22 protein-coding genes are annotated in these 22,425 nt (G+C 63.1%); 11 read left to right on the forward strand and 11 right to left on the reverse strand.

All coding sequences use genetic code 11. The annotated features are described in order from the left end of the window. Nucleotides 1-143 precede the first annotated feature (143 nt). Nucleotides 144-1,481 (forward strand): NADP-specific glutamate dehydrogenase, encoded by a 1,338-nt coding sequence (gene gdhA / locus AC2CQI_RS24045; RefSeq protein ID WP_075801511.1) that lies wholly within the window; start codon nt 144-146, stop codon nt 1,479-1,481. Here the strand turns inward: gdhA and AC2CQI_RS24050 are convergent. The 4 genes from AC2CQI_RS24050 to AC2CQI_RS24065 all read right to left on the reverse strand — a co-directional run bounded on the left by AC2CQI_RS24050 (nt 1,478) and on the right by AC2CQI_RS24065 (nt 5,006). After that, entirely contained in the window at nt 1,478-1,975 is a 498-nt protein-coding gene (locus AC2CQI_RS24050) for a GreA/GreB family elongation factor (RefSeq protein WP_484578094.1), read from the reverse strand. The two genes, gdhA and AC2CQI_RS24050, sit on opposite strands and share 4 nt — an antisense overlap. Nucleotides 1,976-2,045: 70 nt before the next feature. Further along, entirely contained in the window at nt 2,046-2,393 is a 348-nt protein-coding gene (locus AC2CQI_RS24055) for a hypothetical protein (RefSeq protein WP_484578095.1), read from the reverse strand. A 189-nt stretch (nt 2,394-2,582) separates the two neighbouring features. Beyond that, a complete protein-coding gene (locus AC2CQI_RS24060) occupies nt 2,583-4,436 on the reverse strand; it encodes an Lnb N-terminal periplasmic domain-containing protein (protein WP_484578096.1) in 1,854 nt (617 codons plus the stop codon). Between the two features lie 81 nt (nt 4,437-4,517). Beyond that, nucleotides 4,518-5,006: a DUF3015 domain-containing protein gene (locus AC2CQI_RS24065; protein WP_075801507.1), complete on the reverse strand. Its 489-nt coding sequence runs from the start codon at nt 5,004-5,006 to the stop codon at nt 4,518-4,520. 272 nt (nt 5,007-5,278) lie between these two features. On the opposite strand from AC2CQI_RS24065, the gene AC2CQI_RS24070 reads away from it, so the two are divergent. The 5 genes from AC2CQI_RS24070 to bamJ all read left to right on the forward strand — a co-directional run bounded on the left by AC2CQI_RS24070 (nt 5,279) and on the right by bamJ (nt 9,909). Then, nucleotides 5,279-7,717, forward strand: coding sequence for a Lon protease family protein (locus AC2CQI_RS24070; RefSeq protein ID WP_484578097.1), 2,439 nt, complete (start codon nt 5,279-5,281; stop codon nt 7,715-7,717). Between the two features lie 167 nt (nt 7,718-7,884). After that, entirely contained in the window at nt 7,885-8,193 is a 309-nt protein-coding gene (locus AC2CQI_RS24075; protein WP_075801505.1) for a PA4575 family protein, read from the forward strand. A gap of 94 nt (nt 8,194-8,287) precedes the next feature. Next, on the forward strand, nt 8,288-8,776 hold the full coding sequence (locus AC2CQI_RS24080; protein ID WP_075801504.1) for a TIGR00645 family protein: 489 nt from the start codon (nt 8,288-8,290) through the stop codon (nt 8,774-8,776). A 123-nt stretch (nt 8,777-8,899) separates the two neighbouring features. Next, nucleotides 8,900-9,205, forward strand: coding sequence for a DUF6482 family protein (locus AC2CQI_RS24085; RefSeq protein ID WP_484578098.1), 306 nt, complete (start codon nt 8,900-8,902; stop codon nt 9,203-9,205). An 86-nt stretch (nt 9,206-9,291) separates the two neighbouring features. Next, complete coding sequence (bamJ, locus tag AC2CQI_RS24090; protein ID WP_075801502.1) at nt 9,292-9,909, forward strand: BamJ family beta-barrel-assembly machinery protein; 618 nt, start codon at nt 9,292-9,294, stop codon at nt 9,907-9,909. A gap of 144 nt (nt 9,910-10,053) precedes the next feature. On the opposite strand, the gene AC2CQI_RS24095 is transcribed toward bamJ, so the two are convergent. The 3 genes from AC2CQI_RS24095 to AC2CQI_RS24105 all read right to left on the reverse strand — a co-directional run bounded on the left by AC2CQI_RS24095 (nt 10,054) and on the right by AC2CQI_RS24105 (nt 11,845). Further along, nucleotides 10,054-10,302: a PA4570 family protein gene (locus AC2CQI_RS24095; protein WP_075801501.1), complete on the reverse strand. Its 249-nt coding sequence runs from the start codon at nt 10,300-10,302 to the stop codon at nt 10,054-10,056. 134 nt (nt 10,303-10,436) lie between these two features. Further along, nucleotides 10,437-10,778, reverse strand: a complete 342-nt coding sequence (locus tag AC2CQI_RS24100) for a zinc ribbon domain-containing protein YjdM (protein WP_075801500.1) — start codon at nt 10,776-10,778, stop codon at nt 10,437-10,439. A 98-nt stretch (nt 10,779-10,876) separates the two neighbouring features. Further along, complete coding sequence (locus AC2CQI_RS24105; protein WP_075801499.1) at nt 10,877-11,845, reverse strand: polyprenyl synthetase family protein; 969 nt, start codon at nt 11,843-11,845, stop codon at nt 10,877-10,879. A 249-nt stretch (nt 11,846-12,094) separates the two neighbouring features. Between AC2CQI_RS24105 and rplU the strand changes: the two genes are divergently transcribed. The 5 genes from rplU to AC2CQI_RS24130 all read left to right on the forward strand — a co-directional run bounded on the left by rplU (nt 12,095) and on the right by AC2CQI_RS24130 (nt 15,792). Next, nucleotides 12,095-12,409, forward strand: a complete 315-nt coding sequence (gene rplU, locus AC2CQI_RS24110; RefSeq protein WP_009398990.1) for a 50S ribosomal protein L21 — start codon at nt 12,095-12,097, stop codon at nt 12,407-12,409. Nucleotides 12,410-12,445: 36 nt separating this feature from the next. Next, nucleotides 12,446-12,703, forward strand: coding sequence for a 50S ribosomal protein L27 (rpmA, locus tag AC2CQI_RS24115; protein WP_009398991.1), 258 nt, complete (start codon nt 12,446-12,448; stop codon nt 12,701-12,703). Nucleotides 12,704-12,889: 186 nt separating this feature from the next. Then, the gene (gene cgtA / locus AC2CQI_RS24120) at nt 12,890-14,113 is read left to right on the forward strand and encodes an Obg family GTPase CgtA (RefSeq protein ID WP_484578099.1); all 1,224 of its coding nucleotides are present in this window, start codon (nt 12,890-12,892) and stop codon (nt 14,111-14,113) included. A 93-nt stretch (nt 14,114-14,206) separates the two neighbouring features. Continuing rightward, nucleotides 14,207-15,325, forward strand: coding sequence for a glutamate 5-kinase (gene proB, locus AC2CQI_RS24125; RefSeq protein WP_484578100.1), 1,119 nt, complete (start codon nt 14,207-14,209; stop codon nt 15,323-15,325). Between the two features lie 5 nt (nt 15,326-15,330). Continuing rightward, complete coding sequence (locus tag AC2CQI_RS24130) at nt 15,331-15,792, forward strand: CreA family protein (protein ID WP_484578101.1); 462 nt, start codon at nt 15,331-15,333, stop codon at nt 15,790-15,792. Between the two features lie 63 nt (nt 15,793-15,855). Here AC2CQI_RS24130 and AC2CQI_RS24135 read toward each other — a convergent pair whose 3' ends face one another. The 4 genes from AC2CQI_RS24135 to mksB form a co-directional block, all read right to left on the reverse strand. Continuing rightward, nucleotides 15,856-17,403 carry a Fic family protein gene (locus tag AC2CQI_RS24135; protein WP_484578102.1) on the reverse strand — a complete coding sequence of 516 codons (1,548 nt, stop codon included), beginning with the start codon at nt 17,401-17,403 and terminating at the stop codon, nt 15,856-15,858. 185 nt (nt 17,404-17,588) lie between these two features. Beyond that, a complete protein-coding gene (gene mksF / locus AC2CQI_RS24140; RefSeq protein WP_075801494.1) occupies nt 17,589-20,420 on the reverse strand; it encodes an Mks condensin complex protein MksF in 2,832 nt (943 codons plus the stop codon). Beyond that, entirely contained in the window at nt 20,417-21,121 is a 705-nt protein-coding gene (gene mksE / locus AC2CQI_RS24145) for an Mks condensin complex protein MksE (protein ID WP_075801493.1), read from the reverse strand. Before mksE ends, mksF begins: the two co-directional genes overlap by 4 nt. Further along, entirely contained in the window at nt 21,111-22,400 is a 1,290-nt protein-coding gene (gene mksB / locus AC2CQI_RS24150) for an Mks condensin complex protein MksB (protein WP_075801492.1), read from the reverse strand. Before mksB ends, mksE begins: the two co-directional genes overlap by 11 nt. Between the last annotated feature and the right edge of the window lie 25 nt (nt 22,401-22,425).

Raw genomic sequence — 22,425 nt, forward strand, 5'->3', positions numbered from 1 at the left:
GCCCTCAAATTCTGTATACATTTACAGAAATGCACCAAAAAAATTCAGAAAAACGACATCTTGCCCTGTTCCAGTGCGATTGCTTCTTGGTAAAGTCCCGAAAAAACCAAAAAAGTCCAACTCCCTGGGTGAGATGTCTACTCATGACTGAATCTGTCGATCACTTCCTCGCGCGTCTGAAACAGCGCGATCCTGCTCAACCCGAATTCCACCAGGCTGTCGAAGAAGTCCTGCGCAGCCTGTGGCCGTTCCTTGAAGCCAACCCGCACTACCTCGAAGCCGGCATCCTCGAGCGCATGGTCGAGCCTGAGCGCGCGGTGCTGTTCCGTGTGTCCTGGGTCGACGACGCGGGCAAGGTCCAGGTCAACCGCGGCTACCGCATCCAGATGAGCAGCGCCATCGGCCCGTACAAGGGCGGCCTGCGTTTCCACCCGTCGGTGAACATCGGCGTACTGAAGTTCCTGGCCTTCGAGCAGGTGTTCAAGAACTCCCTGACCTCCCTGCCCATGGGCGGTGGCAAGGGCGGCTCCGACTTCGATCCGAAGGGCAAGAGCGACGCCGAAGTCATGCGCTTCTGCCAGGCCTTCATGAGCGAGCTGTACCGCCACATCGGCGCTGACCTCGACGTACCGGCCGGTGATATCGGCGTCGGCGCGCGGGAAATCGGCTTCATGTTCGGCCAGTACAAGCGTCTGGCCAACCAGTTCACGTCCGTGCTGACCGGCAAGGGCATGAACTACGGCGGCAGCCTGATCCGTCCTGAAGCCACCGGCTACGGCTGCGTGTACTTCGCAGAAGAAATGCTCAAGCGCGAAGACAAGCGCATCGACGGTCGCCGCGTAGCCATCTCCGGCTCGGGCAACGTTGCCCAGTACGCCGCGCGCAAGGTCATGGACCTGGGCGGCAAGGTGATCTCGCTGTCCGACTCCGAAGGCACCCTGTTCGCTGAGGCCGGCCTGACCGACGCCCAGTGGGACGCGCTGATGGAGTTGAAGAACGTCAAGCGCGGCCGCCTGAGCGAGCTGGCGAGCCAGTTCGGCCTGGAATTCCGTGCCGGCCAGCGCCCATGGAGCCTGCCGTGCGACATCGCCCTGCCATGCGCGACCCAGAACGAGCTGGACCTGGAAGACGCCCGTGCCTTGCTGGCCAACGGCTGCATCTGCGTGGCCGAAGGCGCGAACATGCCGACTACCCTGGAAGCGGTCGACCTGTTCATCGAAGCGGGCATCCTGTTCGCTCCGGGCAAGGCCTCCAACGCCGGTGGCGTTGCGGTCAGCGGCCTGGAAATGTCGCAGAACGCCATGCGCCTGCTGTGGACCGCCGGTGAAGTGGACAGCAAGCTGCACAACATCATGCAGTCGATCCACCACGCCTGTGTTCACTACGGTGAAGAGAACGGTCGCATCAACTACGTCAAGGGCGCCAACATCGCCGGCTTCGTGAAAGTCGCCGATGCCATGCTGGCCCAGGGCGTGGTCTAAGCCTCGGGCTCGATGGCGACGATCTCGATCGTCCGATCGCCCGCCGGTCGTCGCCACACCACCTCGTCACCGGGCGCCGCTCCCAGCAGCGCCCGGCCCAGCGGGGAACCCCAGTTGACCAGGCCGGCCGCGATGTCGGCCTGGTCTTCCCCCACCAGTTGCACGCTATGTTCGCGCTCCTGCTCGTCGACGTAGGTCACGCGGCTGCCGATCTGTACCTTTTCCGTTGAAGTCGCCGCTGGCACCACCTGGGCACTCTGTTGCCGTGCGCTGAAGTAGCGCAGGTCGCGTTCGGTGTCCGCCAGGCGCTGCTTGTCGCCGCGTTCACCCTGGGCCAGCAGTTCGCTGCGCAGGCGATTGAGCTGCGCCACCCGTTCCTGCAGCAGGGCCAGCCCGCGGGCGGTGACATGATTGGGTTGATCACTGATGCTGCGTTCGACCGGTTGGCTGGCCTGGTTGGCCGCCTGGTCTTCGTTGACGAATGCTCGGCTCATGAAAGTCTCCTTTGCCAGAAGACCATGCTGACACCGGTGGGGTTGCAGTGGATGTCCGATTGCGACCTGTTCAGCGCCGATAGGCCTTGGCGGCGTCATTGTCCTTTTCCTGTTGCCAGCGTTCCTCGCGCTCGTCCCAGTGGCGGTTGTAATAGTTCTGCTGGTCCTGGTTCTCGCGCATCGCCTGGCACTGGCGGAAGCCGTCGTCCCAACCGGTTTCGTACTGGCGCTCGTGGAGGTAGCGGGGGACGTTCTTGCGGAACTCACCGGCCATCACCCCGGCGGCCTGGCGGCCACTGCCGCAACCGTCCTGGAAACCATCGGCATAGGCCGGTGGGTAACCCTGGTCGAGCAACTGCTGGTGGGTCGACTGGCAACCGGCCAACAACAACACTGCAACTATCCAATACCGCCGCATCGCAACACTCTCCGCATGATGGGGAAAGTCTAGGTGGGGGAATGTCAGTGTGCTGTCAAAAGGCCGTGAAACTCTCGCTGACTGGAAGGGCCCCATCGCTGGCAAGCCAGCTCCCACAATGTCCGCTGCGACTCGGACCCTGTGGGAGCTGGCAAGCCAGCGATGAGGCCCCTGAGAGCGACATCAAACTCAGTAGTTGTACCACTTCAATTCCAGCATCACCTCGTTCTGCGCCGTCGCCAACTGGCTGAACTCGCGCTTGGCGCTCAATCGCAAGCCAAGGCTGTCACTCAACTCCCACTGCTGGTTCAGGCTCAGGCTGCGGCGCACTTCGCCATTGACGAAGTAATCCCCCTTGGCCTCGACACTCAGGTTGCCCAGCCCGTTGCGCCACAGCACCCCGGTATTGAACCCGGCCGCCGGGGCGATGAACTGGGCGAAGTCGTTGTGGTGCTCGACCCGCACCGTGCCGAGGGCAAAGCCGAGCATGTCGTCACCCAGTTTCCAGGTCCCGCCAGCCCCACCATTCACATGGCTGACCAGCACCTCGTCGTCGTGCTTGCCCGGCACCCGCTCCAGTCCGCCGGCAACCTGCCAGGACCAGGGCTTCAGCAGGTCGTTGCGCGGCGTCAGCGAGCGAATGGTCGCCAGGTCCAGGCGCTGCACCTGCCAGTCATTGCCCTCGTACTGGCGTAGTTTGAGCTGGAGGATCTCGATCTGCGCGCCGAGGGGGAAGCCATAGGCGTTGTCGTTGAGGTCGTGATAAGCCATGCGCAGGCCATACTCGGCGAACGCCCGGTCTTCCCGGGTGCCGACGCCGAGCTGCCAGGTTCGCGATTCATGGCCGTTCTCCGGCAATCCGGGGCGCTCCACTTCAAGCGGCGGCGGCGGGTTGCGGTTGATCGCCCGCAGCAGTTCGAAGCTGCGTTTGGCCTGCTCCGGATCACGCTCCTGACCGGTGGCGCGATAGCGTTCGAGCCGATAGGCAGCATCTTGCACCAGGGCCTGGCGCTCCTTGGGCAAACCGGTGAATTCCGGGCTTTGCAGCTTGCCGGTATCGGCCGCCACCTCCAGCACCTGTTGCTGCTCGGCCTTGTCCAGCGGTTCGGCACGGGCGAGCAATTCGCGTTCCCGCGACGGGCGGTAATCCACCCGCTCCACCAGCCCGGCCTTCTTCACCGCCTTCACCGTATCGGTCGGGATCGCGGTCAGCGGGAATTGCGAAGTCAGGTCCAGGTTCGGTCGGGCCACCTGGAGCAATTCCAGCAAGCGGTACGAGCAGTTTTCATCGAAGAAGAAGTAGTCGAAGCGAATCTGCTTGAGCTCCCAGATGTGCTCGACCATGCGCCCGGTTTCCTCGGGCGTGAGGTTCAGCCGGTATTCCCACAGGTCGCGGTTTTCCAGGCTGCGGTATTCGGAGAGTTTTTCCTGGTAGGGAACGAAGGCGAACAGGCCGGGATAACCGCCCATCAGGCCCTTCCAGGCGTAGAGAATGCTGTTGTCGTTGCCTTCGATATAGGCACCGAAATTGACCGCGTAGCTGAGCAGGGCAGTCTGGTTGCTTTGCACGTCGGCCTGGTCGATGCGCAGCAACGTGTGGCCGAACATCGACGACGGGCTGTTGAGGTAGGCGGCGGGGAAAATCAGTACCGCGCTGTGCGGCGATACATCCTCGAACCAGCGCTTGTACTCGGTGCAGTCCGGGGTCGGCAGGTCAGTGAGTTGCAGTTGCTCGCGCAGCCAGCGGGTGCGCGCCGGGTATACGCATTGGGCATGCTGGTCACCTGTGCTGGCGGGGGCGTAGAGCGCTTTTACCGTCGCGGCCAGCTCACGCTCGGGGTGATGCGCGCCATCTTCGGCGAGAAAGAAGCGATCGTCATCGACATAGCTGCGCCAGCCGCCCAGCTTGCCCGTCTCGTAGTGACCGAGGGCGATCCAGTAGGGATCGGCGGCCAGGGCCTGCAGGCGCGATTCGTCCATGAGGGGTGCGGCGTGCAACGGGGCACAGGCACAGAGCGCCAGGTAGGCGAGGCGTTTGAGCATATCGGGCGACTACTTCTCGAATGAAGCCGATGGGATGGACAACCCGCCCCGTTGCCGGGGCGGGGTGACGCAAAGTCAGGCTCAGGCCGGGGTAGCGTACTTGGCCAGGCGAGCGTCCGACTTGAGGACGGCGAGGGTGTTGGCGTGAACGTCTTCGGCGGTAGCGTCCGCAGTCTTGAAGATGTCCTGGAAGTGCTGATGGGTGACGGCGGCGAAGTGCGCGCGGTCTTCAGGGGCCACACCGAGCACCACGGCGTAGGTGGTCAGGGCTTCGCCCTGGCCCTTGGCCATGTCTTCGGAGAGCTCGTTCATCATGCCGTTCATGGCGATCCACGACTTGCCGCCGTAGGTCAGTGCCGCGTTGGTCGAGCAACCGTTGGTGCCCGAGGTCATGCCGAAGGTGGCGTTGCCCGAGGTGCCGTTGGTGGTGGAAGCGAGGAAGTGGGCAGGCGTGCCGCGTTGCCCTTCGAACAGCATGTTGCCCCAACCGCAGTCCGGACCGCCCGGCGCCTGGGCCATGGCGTTGATCGAAACCGCGGTGAACAGAGTACCCAGAAGAATCCGTTTCATAGCCTTATTCTCTTTTTGATGTGCAAACCAAAGGTCAGGGTTATCCGACAGGCCCCACGGACTGCCGGACCAGGTCCGGTTATCTACCGGGCCGCGCAGTGTAGAGCTTAGGCACGATTCAACGGTTCCGTGATTAATTGCGAAATATTGCTTTCACATAGGCGATCCGTCACGTTTTTCCACCCTGTAGGCAATTGCGCAGAGAGCCTTGCAAGCCGGGCGCAGGCGGCGCCAGAATGCCGTCATCTGCCCCGCCGAAGTAAGGAAGCCCGATGCCCGATCCTGTCGCTGCGAGCCTGCGTCTTGCGCCCGAAGCCCTGACCCGGCCGTTTTCCGCTGAACAGTTCGCTTTTTCCACAACCAATGATCTGGAGCCCTTTCGCGGTGTACTAGGCCAGGAACGTGCCGTCGAAGCCTTGCAGTTCGGCGTCGCCATGCCACGTCCGGGCTACAACGTGTTCGTCATGGGCGAGCCGGGGACCGGCCGCTTCTCGTTCGTCAAACGCTACCTGAAAGCCGAAGGCAAGCGCCTGCAGACCCCGTCAGACTGGGTCTACGTCAACAATTTCGACGAGCCCCGCGAGCCGCGGGCGGTGGAGCTGGCTGCCGGCAGCGCGAGTACCTTCATCGCCGATATCGGCAGCCTGATCGACAACCTCGTGGTGACCTTCCCGGCGGTGTTCGAACACCCCTCCTACCAGCAAAAGAAGAGCGCCATCGACCGCGCCTTCAACCAGCGCTACGACCGCGCCCTCGATGTGATCGAGCGCGCCTCGCTGGAGAAGGACGTGGCGCTGTATCGCGACAGCAGCAACGTCGCCTTTACCCCGATGAGCGATGGCAAGGCGCTGGATGAAGCCGAGTTCGCTCAGCTGCCGGAAGCCGAGCGCGAGCGTTTCCATACCGATATCGCGGAACTGGAGGAGCGCCTCAACGAAGAGCTCGCCAGCCTGCCGCAGTGGAAGCGCGAGTCGAACAATCAGTTGCGCCAGCTCAACGAAGAAACCATCACCCTGGCCCTGCAACCGCTGCTTGGCCCGCTGTCCGAGAAATATTCGGAGAACGCCGAGGTCTGCGCCTACCTGCAAGCCGTGCAGGTGCACCTGCTGCGTACTGTGGTCGAGCAACTGGTGGATGACAGCAAGATCGACGCCGTAGCGCGCAAGATGCTCGAAGAGCAGCTGTCGCCGAGCCTGGTGGTCGGTCATGCGGCCAACGGCGGTGCGCCGGTGGTGTTCGAACCGCACCCGACCTACGACAACCTGTTCGGCCGTATCGAATACAGCACCGACCAGGGCGCCCTGTACACCAACTACCGGCAGTTGCGTCCGGGGGCGCTGCACCGTGCCAACGGCGGTTTCCTGATCCTCGAAGCGGAGAAGATGCTCGGCGAGCCGTTCGTCTGGGATGCGCTCAAGCGCGCCCTGCAATCGCGCAAGCTGAAGATGGAATCGCCGCTGGGCGAGCTCGGCCGCATCGCCACCGTGACCCTGACCCCGCAGATGATCCCGTTGCAGGTCAAGGTCATCATCATCGGTGCGCGTCAGCTCTACTACGCGCTGCAGGACCATGATCCGGACTTCCAGGAGATGTTCCGCGTACTGGTGGATTTCGATGAAGAGATCCCGATGCATGACGAGAGCCTGGAGCAGTTCGCCCAGTTGCTGAAAACCCGCACCAGCGAGGAAGGCATGGCGCCGCTGACCGCCGATGCGGTGGCGCGCCTGGCGACCTACAGCGCGCGCCTGGCGGAAAACCAGAAGCGTCTGTCGGCACGCATCGGTGACCTGTTCCAGTTGGTCAGCGAGGCGGATTTCATCCGCCACCTGGCCAACGACGAAATGACCGATGTCGGCCATATCGAACGGGCGCTCAAGGCCAAGGCCACGCGCACCGGACGGGTCTCGGCGCGGATTCTTGACGACATGCTCGCCGGGATCATCCTGATCGACACCGAAGGCGCTGCGGTCGGCAAGTGCAACGGCCTGACCGTGCTGGAAGTGGGCGACTCGGCCTTCGGCGTGCCGGCGCGGATTTCCGCCACGGTGTATCCGGGTGGCAGCGGCATCGTCGATATCGAGCGCGAGGTCAATCTCGGCCAGCCGATCCACTCCAAGGGCGTGATGATCCTCACCGGCTACCTCGGCAGCCGCTACGCCCAGGAATTCCCCCTGGCGATTTCCGCGAGCATCGCCCTGGAGCAGTCCTACGGCTATGTCGACGGCGACAGCGCCTCCCTGGGCGAGGCCTGCACGCTGATCTCGGCCCTGTCGAAGACACCGCTCAAGCAGTGTTTCGCTATAACCGGTTCGATCAACCAGTTCGGTGAAGTGCAGGCGGTGGGCGGGGTCAACGAGAAGATCGAGGGCTTCTTCCGTCTCTGCGAGGCCCGCGGGCTGACCGGGGAGCAGGGCGCGATCATCCCGAAAGCCAACGTCTCGACCCTGATGCTCGACGAGCGGGTGCTGCAGGCCGTGCGTGCCGGGCAATTCCATGTGTATGCGGTCAGCCAGGCCGATGAGGCGCTGAGCCTGCTGGTCGGCGAGCCGGCCGGTGCGCCGGATGCCGATGGCCAGTTCCCCGAGGGCAGCGTCAACGCCCGGGTGGTGGAGCGCCTGCGGGTGATCGCCGAGATGATCAGCGAGGAAGAGTTCAAGGAGGCGGAAAAAGAGCAGGCGGAACAGGCGCTTGCCGAGGTGAAGCCGGCCTGACCGGTTGAACGCGGGCGCCGGGGTGGCATGACCATTCGGCGCCCGTTCTCCTTCGCTGCCTTGTGCTGGCCGGTTTTCTTCTATTCTTCACAGCATGGATAGTCGTCGGTACAGGATGGAAACAGCCTTGTCGAAGGCTGAACGAGGTTCTACCGAGGGTCGTCGCCATGCCGCGCAGCCTCAGCCTTACCCGTCAATGCCTGGGTCTGGTGACCCGCATCGAGTGCAGCATTCGTCCCCTGTCCGGTGACAACGGCATGTGGACGCTCCTCTTCGCCGCCGGCATGGCAGGCGAACAACCTTCCGCCATCAAGGCCCAGGGGCCGTTCCATGGACCTTTCGTGGCCGAGTCGGTGCTCAATGCCATCGTCGACAGCCTGACCCTGCACGGTTACCAGTTGGCCGATGATCCGCAGATCTGGAGCGTGCATCTGCAGGCCCAGTTGCGCCGGGTCAACGGCCACGTTCATCACTGAAGCGAGCCTGCGGCAGCGCGTCGCGGGCTTTTTCCTACACGTTCGGCTGATATACTCCTGCCCGATTTTCCCCCGCCTTCAGGTGACTAGCTCAATGGAACGCTTTATCGAAAATGCGATGTACGCCTCGCGCTGGCTGCTCGCACCGATCTACTTTGGATTGTCGCTGGGCTTGCTGGCGCTGGCGCTGAAGTTCTTCCAGGAAATCTTCCACGTCCTGCCCAACGTCTTCGCCCTGGCCGAGGCCGACCTGATCCTGGTCCTGCTGTCGCTGATCGACATGGCCCTGGTCGGTGGCCTGCTGGTGATGGTGATGATCTCCGGCTACGAGAACTTCGTCTCGCAACTGGACATCGACGAGGACAAGGAAAAGCTCAGCTGGCTGGGCAAGATGGACTCCTCCTCGCTGAAGATGAAGGTCGCGGCATCGATCGTGGCGATTTCCTCGATCCACCTGCTGCGGGTGTTCATGGATGCGCAGAACATCGCGTCCAACTACCTGATGTGGTACGTGATCATCCACATGACCTTCGTCGTTTCGGCCTTTGCCATGGGTTACCTGGATAAAGTCACCAAGCACTGATCCGGCTGCGCCCGCTTCACTCACCGCCCGTCCGTTGCAAAACGGACGGGCGGTTGCGTTTGTGCCTTGTGCTTTGTAACCGGCTGTACGAAAAATGAGCAGTCACCGTTGCGAGGTATTCCCATGAACCTGCACGAACTGAACAGCCAGGCCCGCGCGGGCCGGATCGACGAACTCAACCTGATCGCCATCGAAGGCGGCGATTTTCTTCTTGAAGCACGCTCCCACGGACATGCCCACGCCCTCACGGACAGCCGTGGCGGGCGCCTGAAAGTGCATTCGGTGGAGGAGGCGCACAACCTGCTGGTCGGCTTGCCGGAGGTGCCGCTGCACCTGGTGCACTGGTCGGTGCAGGACGAAATGTGCGGGATGGCCAGCGTGGTCGAGGAAGACCTCAAGCTGCCGGTGTCCAGCCGTGGCGCTCGCTAGCTGATTCGCTTCGCCGCAGTGTGCTAGGCTGCGAGCCCTTTTCATAAAGGGCGCGGTCTTCATGCGCCCTGCTGCGGAGCAAGCCAATGTCCGAACTCAACCTGTCCACCGACGAATCCCGCGTCAGCTACGGCATCGGCCGTCAACTGGGCGGTCAACTGCGTGACAACCCGCCACCGGGCGTCAGCCTGAACGCCATCCTGGCCGGCCTGACCGACGCCTTCAACGGCGCCGAGAGCCGCGTCAGCGAAGAAGACCTGTCGGCCAGCTTCAAGGTTATCCGTGAAGTCATGCAGGCCGAGCAGGCTGCCAAGGCTGAAGCTGCGGCGGCTGCCGGCAAGGAATTCCTGGCCGAGAACGCCAAGCGCGAAGGCATCACCAGCCTGGCTTCCGGCCTGCAGTACGAAGTACTGACCGCTGGCGACGGCGCCAAGCCGACTCGCGAAGACAGCGTGCGTACCCACTACCACGGCACCCTGATCGACGGTACTGTCTTCGACAGCTCCTACGATCGTGGCCAGCCGGCCGAATTCCCGGTTGGCGGCGTGATCGCCGGCTGGACCGAAGCCCTGCAACTGATGAACGCCGGCAGCAAATGGCGCCTGTACGTGCCGAGCGAGCTGGCCTACGGCGCGCAAGGCGTTGGCAGCATCCCGCCCCACAGCGTGCTGGTGTTCGACGTCGAGCTGCTGGACGTTCTGTAAGGCTTGTGCCCGGGGGCAAGGTCTTCCTTGTCCTTTCGGGCCCTATCGCTGGCAAGCCAGCTCCCACAGGTTCAGCGGTGCACGCGATACCTGTGGGAGCTGGCTTGCCAGCGATGAGGCCCTGAAGAACAACACAGAGATCAGCTAGAACCCCGCATGCGGCGTGTTCGGGCGCAACGCCCGGGCATAACAGAACAGGAACAGGTTCCTCACCAGTTCCTTGAGTACGATCGGCTCACTCGAATTCAAACCATTCAGGTCCAGGTCGCCCTGGTCGCGCAGTTCGTCCAGTGCCGCTTCTTCGAGCACGGCGCAGACTTCGCCCGTCTCGCGGTGGAGGATGCGCAGGTAAGGGTGGGGGCGGTCAAGCCAGGCGTCGATCAGATAAGTCATGGCTATTCTCCTTGAAAGCGTTCAGTGAGAATAATTCTTATTATCAGAATAGCAAGTGACAATTGGGAATAATTTGCATTTTCTGCCGAGGTGCGCGCCCGTGTCGCAGCGCGCACCTGGATTCAGGCGGGGGATCAGACCTTGCGGACGAATTCCGACTTCAGCTTCATCGGGCCGATGCCGTCGATCTTGCAGTCGATATCGTGGTCGCCGTCGCACAGGCGGATGTTCTTGACCTTGGTGCCGACCTTGACCACCAGGGAGGTGCCCTTGACCTTGAGGTCCTTGATCACGGTGATGGTGTCGCCGTCCTGCAGGACGTTGCCGACCGCGTCTTTCTTCACCACGTCATCGTTGGCCGCCTCGGCATCGCCGCTGGCCGACCACTCGTGGGCGCACTCGGGGCAGATCAGTTGAGCGCCGTCTTCATAGGTGTATTCGGAGTTGCATTTGGGGCAGGGTGGCAAGGTGCTCACTACGTTTCCTCGGGTCATGCGTGCAGAAAGCCCACATTGTATAGGGTTTTGGCCTACAGAGGAAAAGCGGGCCCGTCAGGCGACGGGCCGGGGCGGGATCAGTGCGTGCGGGCGACGGCGAATTCGCTGAGTTCGACCAGCGCATCGCGGTATTCGCTGGCCGGCAGCACTTCGAGGCAGGCGATGGCGCGGGCGACGTAGTCGCGGGCCATTTTTGCGGTGTAGTCCAGCGAACCGGAGGCTTCCACGGCTTCGCGGATGCGTTCCAGATCCTCGATGCCACCTTTCTGGATCGCCTGGCGAACCAGTGCGGCCTGCTCCGGGGTGCCTTCGCGCATGGTGTAGATCAGCGGCAGGGTCGGCTTGCCTTCGGCGAGGTCGTCGCCGACGTTCTTGCCCAGGGTCTGCGCGTCGCCCTTGTAGTCCAGCAGGTCGTCGACCAGTTGGAAGGCCACGCCCAGGTGGTCGCCGAAGGTGCGCAGCGCTTCGCGCTGTTCTTCGCTGGCATTGGCCAGGGCGGCGGCGCTGTGGGTCGAGGCTTCGAACAGCATCGCGGTCTTGCCGCGGATGACGTCCATGTAGATCTCTTCGGTGGTGCTGGCATCGCGAACCCGCGACAGCTGCAGCACTTCACCCTCGGCGATGACCCGGGTGGCTTTGGAGAGAATCTGCATGACCGGCATCGAACCCAGCTCGACCATCATTTCGAACGAGCGGGAATAAAGGAAGTCGCCCACCAGCACGCTCGGCGCGTTGCCCCACAGGGCGTTGGCGGTGGAGCGGCCACGGCGCATGCCGGACATGTCGACCACGTCGTCATGCAGCAGGGTGGCGGTGTGCAGGAATTCGATGGTGGCGGCGAGCAGGCGCAGGTCGTCGCCTTCGCGGCCCAGGGCCTTGCCGCAGAGCAGCACCAGCAGCGGACGCAGGCGCTTGCCGCCGGCCGAGGTAATGTAGTCGCCGATTTTCGATACCAGCGGGACGCGCGAAGTCAGCTGTTTCTTGATGATCTCGTCAACGGCGCTGAAATCGTCCGCTACCGCGCGGTAGAAAGCTTGGGGTTGCATCGGCCACAGGTGCTCCATATAGGTTGCGCGGCATGCTAGGTTGCGGGTTCCAGCCTGTCAAGGCGCCCGGCCGGGCGGCCCGGGGCGCCACTTGCAAGGCCCGGCGGGCTTGCGTACAATCGCGCACCCTACTTCCTGGGCAGCACCTGCCTTACGCAATTGCACCGGGCCGTTCCAGCCTCGTGCAGCCATGCCAGCCAATACTCTTCCTATAAAGCGCTGGGTGAGCAGGATTATCGGAGAAATACCATGTCTTACGCAGTAATTGTTACCGGTGGCAAGCAGTACAAAGTCGCCGAAGGTGAATACCTGAAGATCGAAAAACTGGAAGTCGCTACCGGCGAATCCGTTACTTTCGACCGCGTCCTGCTGGTTGCCAATGGCGACGACGTGAACATCGGCGCTCCAGTCGTTGCTGGTGCAAAAGTTGTTGCTGAAGTGATCTCCCAAGGTCGTCACGACAAAGTGCGCATCATCAAGTTCCGCCGCCGTAAGCACCACATGAAGCGTATGGGCCACCGCCAGTGGTTCACCGAGATCAAAATCACCGGTATTCAGGCTTAATTCCCAGCCTAATCCCCCTTCAGGAGAATTGAACTCATGGCACACAAAAAAGCTGGTGGTAGTACCCGTAACGGTCGCGACTCAGAAGCCAAACGCCTTGGCGTGAAGATGTATGGCGGCCAGGCTATCGTTCCAGGCAACATCATCGTCCGTCAGCGCGGCACCCAGTTCCACGCTGGCTACGGCGTTGGCATGGGCAAGGATCACACCTTGTTCGCCAAGATCGCTGGCAAGATCAAGTTCGAAGTAAAAGGCGCCTTCGGTCGTCGTTACGTGAGCGTTGTTGCCGAGTAATCGTGCAACCGCTGGGAAAGCCCTGTCTTGCGACGGGGCTTTTTCGTTTATGGAGTGAGTCTCTTGCAAAGCTGTCCGCATGGGCTGCCGGCGCTGTATTCGCTTGACGGGTTAGCCGCGCTCATTTTTGCAAGAGCCTTACGTATCTGGTCACTCAGCTCGTCGGTCTGACGAGAGGCGGTTTTTATGAAGTTTGTTGACGAAGTATCGATCCGGGTCAAAGCCGGTGATGGCGGGAACGGTTGCATGAGCTTCCGCCGCGAAAAGTTCATCGAGAACGGCGGCCCCAACGGCGGTGACGGTGGCGACGGCGGTTCGGTGTTCATGATTGCCGACGAAAACCTCAACACCCTGGTCGACTACCGTTACACCCGTCACTTCGAAGCCCAGCGCGGCTCCAACGGCGGCAGCACCGACTGCACCGGCAAGAAGGGCGACGACCTGGTCCTGCGGGTTCCGGTGGGCACCACCGTGATCGACGCCAGCACCCAGGAAATCATCGGCGACCTGGTCAAGCCAGGGCAGAAACTGATGGTGGTGCAGGGCGGCTGGCACGGCCTGGGCAACACCCGTTTCAAATCCAGTACCAACCGTGCGCCACGCCAGACCACCCCGGGCAAGCCGGGCGAGCAGCGTGACCTCAAGCTGGAAATGAAGGTCCTGGCCGACGTCGGCCTGCTGGGCCTGCCGAACGCCGGCAAGAGCACCTTCATCCGCGCCGTTTCGGCCGCCAAGCCGAAGGTTGCCGACTACCCGTTCACCACCCTGGTGCCGAACCTTGGCGTGGTCAGCGTCGATCGCTGGAAAAGCTTCGTCATCGCCGACATTCCCGGCCTGATCGAAGGCGCTTCAGACGGTGCCGGCCTGGGTATCCGCTTCCTCAAGCACCTGGCCCGTACCCGTGTGCTGCTGCACCTGGTGGACCTGGCGCCGCTGGACGAAAGCAGCCCGGCCGATGCCGCCGAGGTGATCGTCAACGAACTGGAGCGCTTCAGCCCGTCGCTGTGCGAGCGCGAGCGCTGGCTGGTGCTGAACAAGTCGGACATGATCCCGGAAGACGAGCGTGAAGCCCGGGTCAAGGAAGTGGTCGATCGCCTGCAATGGGAAGGCCCGGTCTACCTGATCTCGGCCATCTCCCGCCAGGGCACCGAGCAGATCAGCCATGACCTGATGCGCTACATCGAAGACCGCGCCGACCGTCTGGCCGCCGACCCGGCCTACGCCGCCGAGCTGGCCGACCTCGACCAGCGTATCGAAGACGAGGCCCGCGCCCAGCTGCAGGCCCTGGACGATGCGCGCACCCTGCGCCGTACCGGCGTCAAGAGCGTCGACGATACCAGCGACGACGATGACTTCTGGGACGACGAGGACGACGAAGACGGTCCGGAAATCATTTACGTGCGCGACTGATCCGTTGCAGTACACTGAACGCCGCTTTTTCAAGCGGCGTTTTGTTATCTACAGAATCTACAGAATCCACACAGATCGATAGGTTGGAAGAAGATGCGGAGCAAGGTGACAGGTGCCCAGCGCTGGGTCGTGAAGATTGGCAGTGCCCTGCTGACGGCGGATGGCAAGGGCCTGGATCGCGCGGCGATGGGTGTCTGGGTTGAGCAGATGGTGGCCCTGCGCGAAGCGGGCGTCGAGTTGGTGCTGGTCTCCTCGGGGGCCGTGGCTGCCGGCATGAGCCGTCTGGGCTGGACCAAGCGACCGAGTGCGATGAACGAGCTGCAGGCCGCGGCCTCCATCGGCCAGATGGGCCTGGTGCAGGCCTGGGAATCCAGCTTTGCCGAGCACGGCAAGCACACCGCGCAGATTCTCCTGACCCACGACGACCTCTCCGACCGCAAGCGTTACCTCAACGCCCGCAGCACCCTGCGCACCCTGGTGGAACTGGGTGTGGTGCCGGTGATCAACGAGAACGACACCGTGGTCACCGACGAGATCCGCTTCGGCGACAACGACACCCTGGCGGCGCTGGTGGCCAACCTGGTCGAAGCCGACCTGCTGGTGATCCTCACCGACCGTGACGGCATGTTCGACGCCGATCCGCGCAACAACCCCGAAGCCCAGCTGATCTACGAAGCCCGTGCCGACGATCCGGCGCTGGACGCCGTGGCCGGCGGCACCGGGGGCGCCCTCGGCCGTGGCGGCATGCAGACCAAGTTGCGTGCGGCGCGCCTGGCGGCCCGTTCCGGTGCCCACACCATCATTATCGGCGGGCGCATCGAGCGCGTGCTGGACCGCCTCAAGGCCGGTGAGCGCATCGGCACCCTGCTGTCGCCGGAGCGCGGCATGCTGGCGGCGCGCAAGCAATGGCTGGCCGGCCACCTGCAGACCCGCGGCACCCTGGTGCTGGACGCCGGTGCCGTGCAGGCCTTGCGCCAGGCCAACAAGAGCCTGCTGCCGGTCGGGGTGAAGACCGTGCAGGGCAGCTTCCGCCGTGGTGAGATGGTGGTCTGCGTCGGGCCGGACGGCGTCGAAGTCGCCCGTGGCCTGGCCAACTACAGCGCCCTGGAAGCGCAGAAGATCATCGGTCAGCCGTCGGACGCCATCGAGGCCCTGCTGGGCTACAGCGCCGAGCCGGAGCTGGTGCACCGCGACAACCTGATTCTGGTGTGAGGGATATGAATTTGTTCAAGGGACTGTTTGCTGCCGCCCTGCTGGCGCTGCCGGTGCTGGCTTCGGCGGAAGTGGTGGGTGAGGTATCCACCGTGTTCAAGGTGCTCGGGCCGAACGACAAGATCGTCGTCGAGGCGTTCGATGATCCGAAGGTCGAGGGTGTGACCTGCTATCTGTCGCGGGCCAAGACTGGCGGCGTGAAGGGTGGACTGGGGCTGGCCGAGGATCGGGCGGAGGCGTCGATTGCCTGCCGCCAGGTCGGACCGATCAACTTCAAGGGTGACCTGAAGGACGGCGATGAAGTGTTCAAGGAGCGCACGTCGCTGGTGTTCAAGACCATGCAGGTTGTGCGTTTCTTCGACAAGAAGCGCAATACCCTGGTGTATCTGGTGTACAGCGACCGGGTGATCGAGGGCAGCCCGCAGAACGCGGTGACGGCGATCCCGATTCTGCCTTGGGCCAAATAGCCTCTTCATGGACTTCCCGGAGCTGATCCGCTCATCGCCGGGAAGTCCATGGAGCTCAAAGTCTCACTCGCTGGGAGAGGCGATATCCCTGCCTTCGAATGCCGACTGGATAGCCTCCAGCATGCGCGACGCCCGAGGCTCTTCTTCCAGTTGGGGATACTGCTTCCTGAGTTTTCCGGAAATCCTCCAGCCATTTTCCCTGACTGACCGAATGATCCGTGTAGCGTCCTGGTCCGGTAATTCGACGACATCCTTGAGGCGTTCAAGAGCAAGCTGGAAGACCATCAGCGTCTTGGCTTCTTCGGCCATTTCTGTGCGGATCGTATGGGTGACGACGCGAGTGGTGTACAGCACGTGCTCGGTCAGATCTGGATACCGCCATGCAAATCGTGCGTCGTCATACTCATCAAAGATGAAGTTGCTGAGTGTGCCGTCATCGTACTTTTCCAATTCGCCAAAGCGATAGGCTGTCGCGTAGCGCCGCATCAGCGGCCGCGAAAGCACTTCCAGCGTACGGTCATAACCCGCGCGGAATTCAGCTGAGCTAGTGATCGTGGCCGAAACAGGCAAGATCACGCCCTCAGGCACAGCCTTGTCCCGAACGAGGGTGTCGTTGATCAAGAAACGGTGGATTCGCCCGTTGCCATCCTTCATCGGGTGAATGTAGACGAACCCGAATGCGAGCACTGCGGCCCGGGCCAGGGGCTCGGCACCTCTGGTCATGCGTTCGAATGCCTTCAAGCCTTCCAGCATCGATGGCACGTCGTCGAAATGCGGAGCGATGTAGTGCACGATGTTTTCGCGCATCGTGGCTTGTCCAACAAATACAGGAGAGCGGCGCAGGCCCAGTCCGAATGCATCCTGTCCCAGGATCGCGCCTTGCAGTGCCCGCAGACTTTGGTCGCTCAGAGGCTCCTGGATATGTCCGCAATGCTGTGCAATGACATGGGCAAAACGTTGGATGCGGTCTGCCTGATCCGCTTCTTTCTCGATCAGGAAGCTGGCGCGCGACTCCTTGAAGGTCAGCCAGCTGGCGGTTCTCAGGAGGATGTCGGCGCCGTAGGCTCGGTCCAGCTCGCTGAGTTCGGCGCTCAGATCGAATTGCAACGCCTCTTGAACGGCTGCCGTGCGGCGAACGATGGGGCAGAATCCCTCGGTTCCCGGCAGGTTGTCGTTAATGCGCCAGCGGCGCACACGAACCGGAGGCGTTGTGCTGGCAAGGTAGCGATCTGCCGAAATCGCATCGATGTAGCCACCGTTGCTAATGTCGGGCACGTCCAATCGCTGTTGGGTCAGCCACTCATAGAAAAAGCCTGCACGGCGGGCGTATTGACCAAAGGGTTCATCACGGCACCAGGCCTCCAGCGGCTGAGGGCCGACAGTGGCGAACAGTCGGGCGAAGAATTCCAGATGGATGTCTTCATATTTGAGGCCGAACTCGAAGTGGCCGTTGAAATCGTCCGTCGGACGGTACCTTGGCGGATAGCGATTCTCGACCAACTCGCCAGTATCTCGGCTAAGGCGACTCGCTCCGATCATGGATTCAACGCGCAGGGGTTGCACGAGTGCAATGCCGTAACGGGCGGCAAGCGCCTTGAAACCGACTTGCATGATGGAAATCCTTTAATGGTCGTGCAAAAGCATTAATTTTCTAGAGGTCTGATCCTAAAACGATAATGGTGGAGTTTGTGCTAAAATGCTAATCGAGTTGGTAAATTGATAATTAATCGGTCTTTCCTGTCAAAACGCTAAATTAGCGCCTGCGCGTTGGGGCCCCGGAGGACCCCGGCACACATTCAGGCTGAAGTCTCTTCAGCCTCCTCCCGCACCACCGCCTTCTCCACATCCCTACGGCTGATGTACTTCCAGTCCGCCTCGTCGATGTAGATCCCGTTCGGACCACTGCCGCCTTCCAGGTCGATCGCCACCCGCGCCGACACCTGCGGCTTCACGCTCGCCAGAATCGGTACGAAGCCCAGTTGCAGGCTGGTTTCCAGCAGTGCGGCCTGGTTGCGTTCGTCGATGTCCGCGGCTTCGTCGAGGTAGTACGGCAGGCGCACACGGCCGGCCAGGTCGCGGTCCATCAAGTGCAGCAACAAGTACATGTTGGTCAGCGCCTTGATGGTCATGGTGGTGCCGTTGGACGCCGCACCGTCGATGTCGGTGTGAATCACCGGCTGGCCATGCACCTTGGTGATCTCGAAGGCCAGTTCGAACAGGTCCTTGAGGCCCAGCTGGTTGTGGTTCGCGGCAACGAGGCGGGCCAGGTATTCCTTGGCTTCCTCGTTCTTGTTGTCCTGCTCGGCACTCTGGCTCAGGTCGAATACCGACAGGGTCTCGCCTTCCTCGTACTGGCCGGCGCTGTGGATGATCTGGTCGATGTGCTTGAGCGCTTCCTTGTTCGGTGCAAGGACAATGCGGAAGCTCTCCAGGTTGGACACCTGGCGCCGGTTGATCTCACGGTTGAACAGGGCCAACTGGTGTTCGAGGCTGTCGTAGTCGCTACGGATGTTGCGCAGGGTCCGGGCGATGTCGGTGACCGCCGCACGCCGCGCCTTGCCCAGGGTCAGGGCTTCGTCGGTGCGGTGCGCGTAGGCGTTGATCAGCAGTTGCAGGCGGCGCTCCATGTCGTCTTCGCTGTCGAACTTGGCCACGCCCTTGAGGCGCACCTGGGCGTACAGCGCCTCGATCTGATTGTCGACCCGCAGCAGGCCCTGCCAGCTGTCCTGGTAGTCGTTGAGCAGCGGCAGCAGGTTGTCCATGGAGTCGTCCACCGGCTCCATGAACGGCGTACCGAACGGCAGGTCCGACGGCAGCAACTGACGGCGGCGCAGGGCGTCGTCGAGGGTGCGCTGCTTGGCTTCCATATCGGCGATCTGCCGGCCCACCAGTTGCAGCTTGGCGGAGAGTTGCTGGACGCGCTCGGTGAAGGCGTCGCTGGAGCGCTTGAGTTCGTCCTGGGCGGCTTCGAGCTGCGCCAGTTGCTCCAGCTTGTCGCCTTCCTCGGCGCTCAGGGTCTGGCTGCGGCGGAAGTCCTCGAGGGCCTTCTGCGCGTCCAGCACCTGCTGGTACAGGGCTTCGGTCTGGGTCTTGCTGGCGGCGCGGTCGGCGGCCACGGATTGCTGGGTCTTGAGCTGCTTGAGCTCCTTCTCCAGACGCTCCTTCTGGTCGCGCAGGGCAGCACGGTCGGCCAGGGCCTGCAGGGCCGGCGGTTCGATATGCGAGAGGTCGACGGAGATCCCCGGCACTTCGAAGCGCTCGCCCTTGAAGCCGTCCAGCAGGGCTTCGAGGGTCTTGATCCAGACATCGCTCTCGTCCAGCTCGATGCCGCGCTCGCCCAGCGGCAGGCTGAACAGCGCGCCGTTGAACAGGCGCATCAGGCGCTCGACGTCCTGCTGCGAGAACTCTTCGCGCAGGCGCGCGTAGCTGTTGTTGTCGGCGTGATCGAGCTGCTGCTTCACCGACTTCAGGCGTTTTTCCAGGTCGCGCAGGCGCTCTTCCAGGTCTTCGGCACTGAACTGGCGAGACTGGGCCAGGGCACCGGCCAGCTCGTCGTGGGCATCCTTGGCGGCCAGCAGTTGCTGTTCCAGGACCTTGACATCGTCGACCAGGGCGAAGCGGTTCTTCAGCACCGACAGCTCACCCAGCCAGCGCTGGATGCCGCTGATTTCCCGCTCCAGGCGCATCAGCTCCTGGGTGCCGTTGCGCTGGTCGTTCTGCAGCGAGTCCTGCTCGCCCTTGTAGTGCTCGGCCTGGATGACCAGCTCGTCCTTGCGTGCGCTGGAGTAGTCCTGCCAGGTGCCCAGCAGCGAGTCGAGCAGCGGAGACAGGCGATGCAGCTTGCCGCGCAGGATGTCGCGCTGGGCCACGCCGTTGGCCAGCGCCTCGACCAGCGGCCCGGCGGCGACCAGCGAGTTGTAGTCCTGCTCCATGCGGCGCACGTCGCGGAAGGCTTCGTCGCAGGCGGCGATGTAGTCGACGCTGCCGGAGCGCAGGCTGTGCTCGAAGGCATCGAGGAACAGCTGCTTGAGCTTGGCCGCGGTGATCTCGCGCATGTGCAGCAGGTTGATGAACAGGGCGCGGAAGGTCTTCAGGCTCTGCTCGCTGGTGGAGCGCAGCGGGATCAGGGTCAGGTCCAGCGGGATCGAGGTGTGCCCGCCGACCAGCAGTCGGCGCAGTTCGTCAGGCTTGAGTTCGTAGGCTTTCAGGCCGTTGCGCTCGAGGTTGCTGAACAGCTCTTTCTGGCGCAGGCAGGTGTCGTTCTTCTGGTAGTGGGCCAGGTCCAGCTCGCCGGCGTAGGCGAAGAACTGGTGGCCGAAGCCGCCACCCGGGCCACGCCCGACCACGCCGATCACGTGCGGGCCGTGGGGCAGGTTGACCTCGCAGAGGATGTAGCTGGTGTCGCTGGCGAAGTAGAAGCGCCGCGACTGCTCCAGGCTGTACTTGCCGAAGCTCATGTCCGACATGCGCGCCAGGATCGGGAACTGCAGGGCGTTGATCGAGGCACTCTTGCCCAGGTTGTTGGCACCGTAGACCGACAGCGGGTGTTCCAGGGGGAACAGGCCGAGGCTGTAGCCGGCGGTGTTGAGCAATGCGAAACGGCGGATGCCGTAGCGTTCCTGGCTCATGCGTCAATCTCCTGTTGCTCTTCGGCGATGGCCCGGGCCAGGGCCTCTTCTTCGCTTTCTTCTGCGAACGGCGCCAGGTCCAGCGGATCGTCGGTACGGTTGAGTTCTTCCGGGGTTTCCTCGACCACCAGCACCGGGGTCGGCAGCGGCAGGTTGCTGTGCAGGCTGGCGGCCAGGTCGCGGTCCTGCTGGACCGACAGGCAGACATCGAGGAAGCGGTGCATCGGCGGCAGGAAGCGGTAGATACCGTTCTCTTCGTGGGCGAAGCCGAGCTGGGTCATGCGGCGCATGATCTTCTCTTCCAGCTCGTCCGGGGTCTGCACTTCGGCCTGGAGGAACAGGTCGCGGTACTTGTCGAGCATCGACGGCAGTTCGTCACGGCCGAGGCTGCCACCGTCCAGTACCGACATCGGGTCGCGGCCCTGGTCGGCCAGGTGCTCGACCAGGATGAAGGTGAACAGCGCCAGGCGCTGCGCGGTCTTGTTGACCTGGGCGGCAGCCTGCTCGGGCACGAAGTAGTAGAAGCCGCGGGTATCGCAGACCAGTTCGTAGCCGAGGGCCTTGAACAGGCCGCGGTACTGGTCCTGGAAGTTCGACAGTTGGGCGTACAGCTCCGGGTCGCGCCGGCTGATATGAAAGCCCTTGAACAGCTCGCGGAAGATCGGCGCGAGCTGGGACAGTTCGGAAAGATCAAGATGCATGGGCAGGGCTCGCAGCAGGTTCGGGCGAAGGTCCGGGCGACGTTTCGCGGCTGGATGTCAGGGCGAAGGAGCGCAGGCTGACCAGGTGTTCGCGAGTGGAATACTCGCGGCGGTCGAGGCGTTCGCGGGAGAAGCGTTTTTCCCGCGAGAGTCGCGAGAACCAATAGAGCAATTCGTCGGTGGCGCCTTCCGGCTCCTGCTCCAGCAACCAGACCATCAGGTCCGGCAGGGGCAGGGCGTCCTCGCAGCGCTCGAGCATTTCCTTGACCGTGCGCGGGGCGCGGGTCGGCTCGCCCTTGTGGGTCTTGTGCGCCTTGGGGAACTGCGCCGGCTTCGGTTCGAAGCGGGCCAGGGCGTAGACATAGGCCTCGACCTGGCTGGCGCTGCCGAGGAAGGTGCTCTGCGGCCGGGTGAACAGCGGCATGGCCGCCTGCGGCACGGCGTCGATGCCCTTGCGGCGGATCACTGACAGGGCCAGGGCTGCGCCGCGGGTCACGGCGTTGTGCCGCCGCGCTTCTTCACGCAGCGGCAGCAGCAGTTCGCGGGCGTGGCGCAGGGTCAGCTGGGCGCTGGTCTGCATTTCAAGGATGCGCGCGTGGGTGCGCAGGAGCATGTCGTCGTCGACCAGTTGGCCGAGCCGCGCCTGTTCGCTGAGCAGGCGCAGCAGTACGGTCTCGACCTTGCGCACGCCCTGTTCGAAGGCGCCGTCGGCGTTGACCAGCTGGATCATCGGCTCGACGTATTCGTCCCAGGTCGCGAGGACCTCGGCATAGCGCTGGCGCAGGGGGATCTGCCGGTCGCTGGTCTTGGCCCGCTCGGCCACGCCGACCAGGGCCTGTTCGTCGTTGTCGAGCTTCTTCAGCACGTCGCGCACGCGCATGTCGAGCAAGCGCAGCTGGCGGGCGAGGTCGTGGCCGTCGCGAATGTCGAAGGCGTCCTGGATATGCCCGGCCAGGCGCTCCAGGTGGCGCAGGTAGGCCTCGATCTCCAGGCACAGGCCGAGGCGGTGCTCGCGGCGCAGGTAGGCGAGGAAATCGTGGATCTGCGCGTTCAGCTCGAAGCGGTTCGGGCTTTTTGCCACCGGGACCAGGATATCCAGGCGGATCCACACGTCGAGCAGGGCGGTGATGTCCTGCGGCGTGCTCTCCAGCTGCTGGGCGGCCAGTTGCTGGCGCAGTTCGCCCAGGCTCAGGGTGCCGCCGTCAAAACGCTCTGACAAAGGTTCCAGCAGGTTCCAGTGTTCGGCCAGGGCGCGCAGGACGCGTTTCGGTTCGATCATTGGCGGGTCGACTCGCTGCCAAATA

This window comes from Pseudomonas sp. P2S-1 (genome assembly GCF_057197725.1).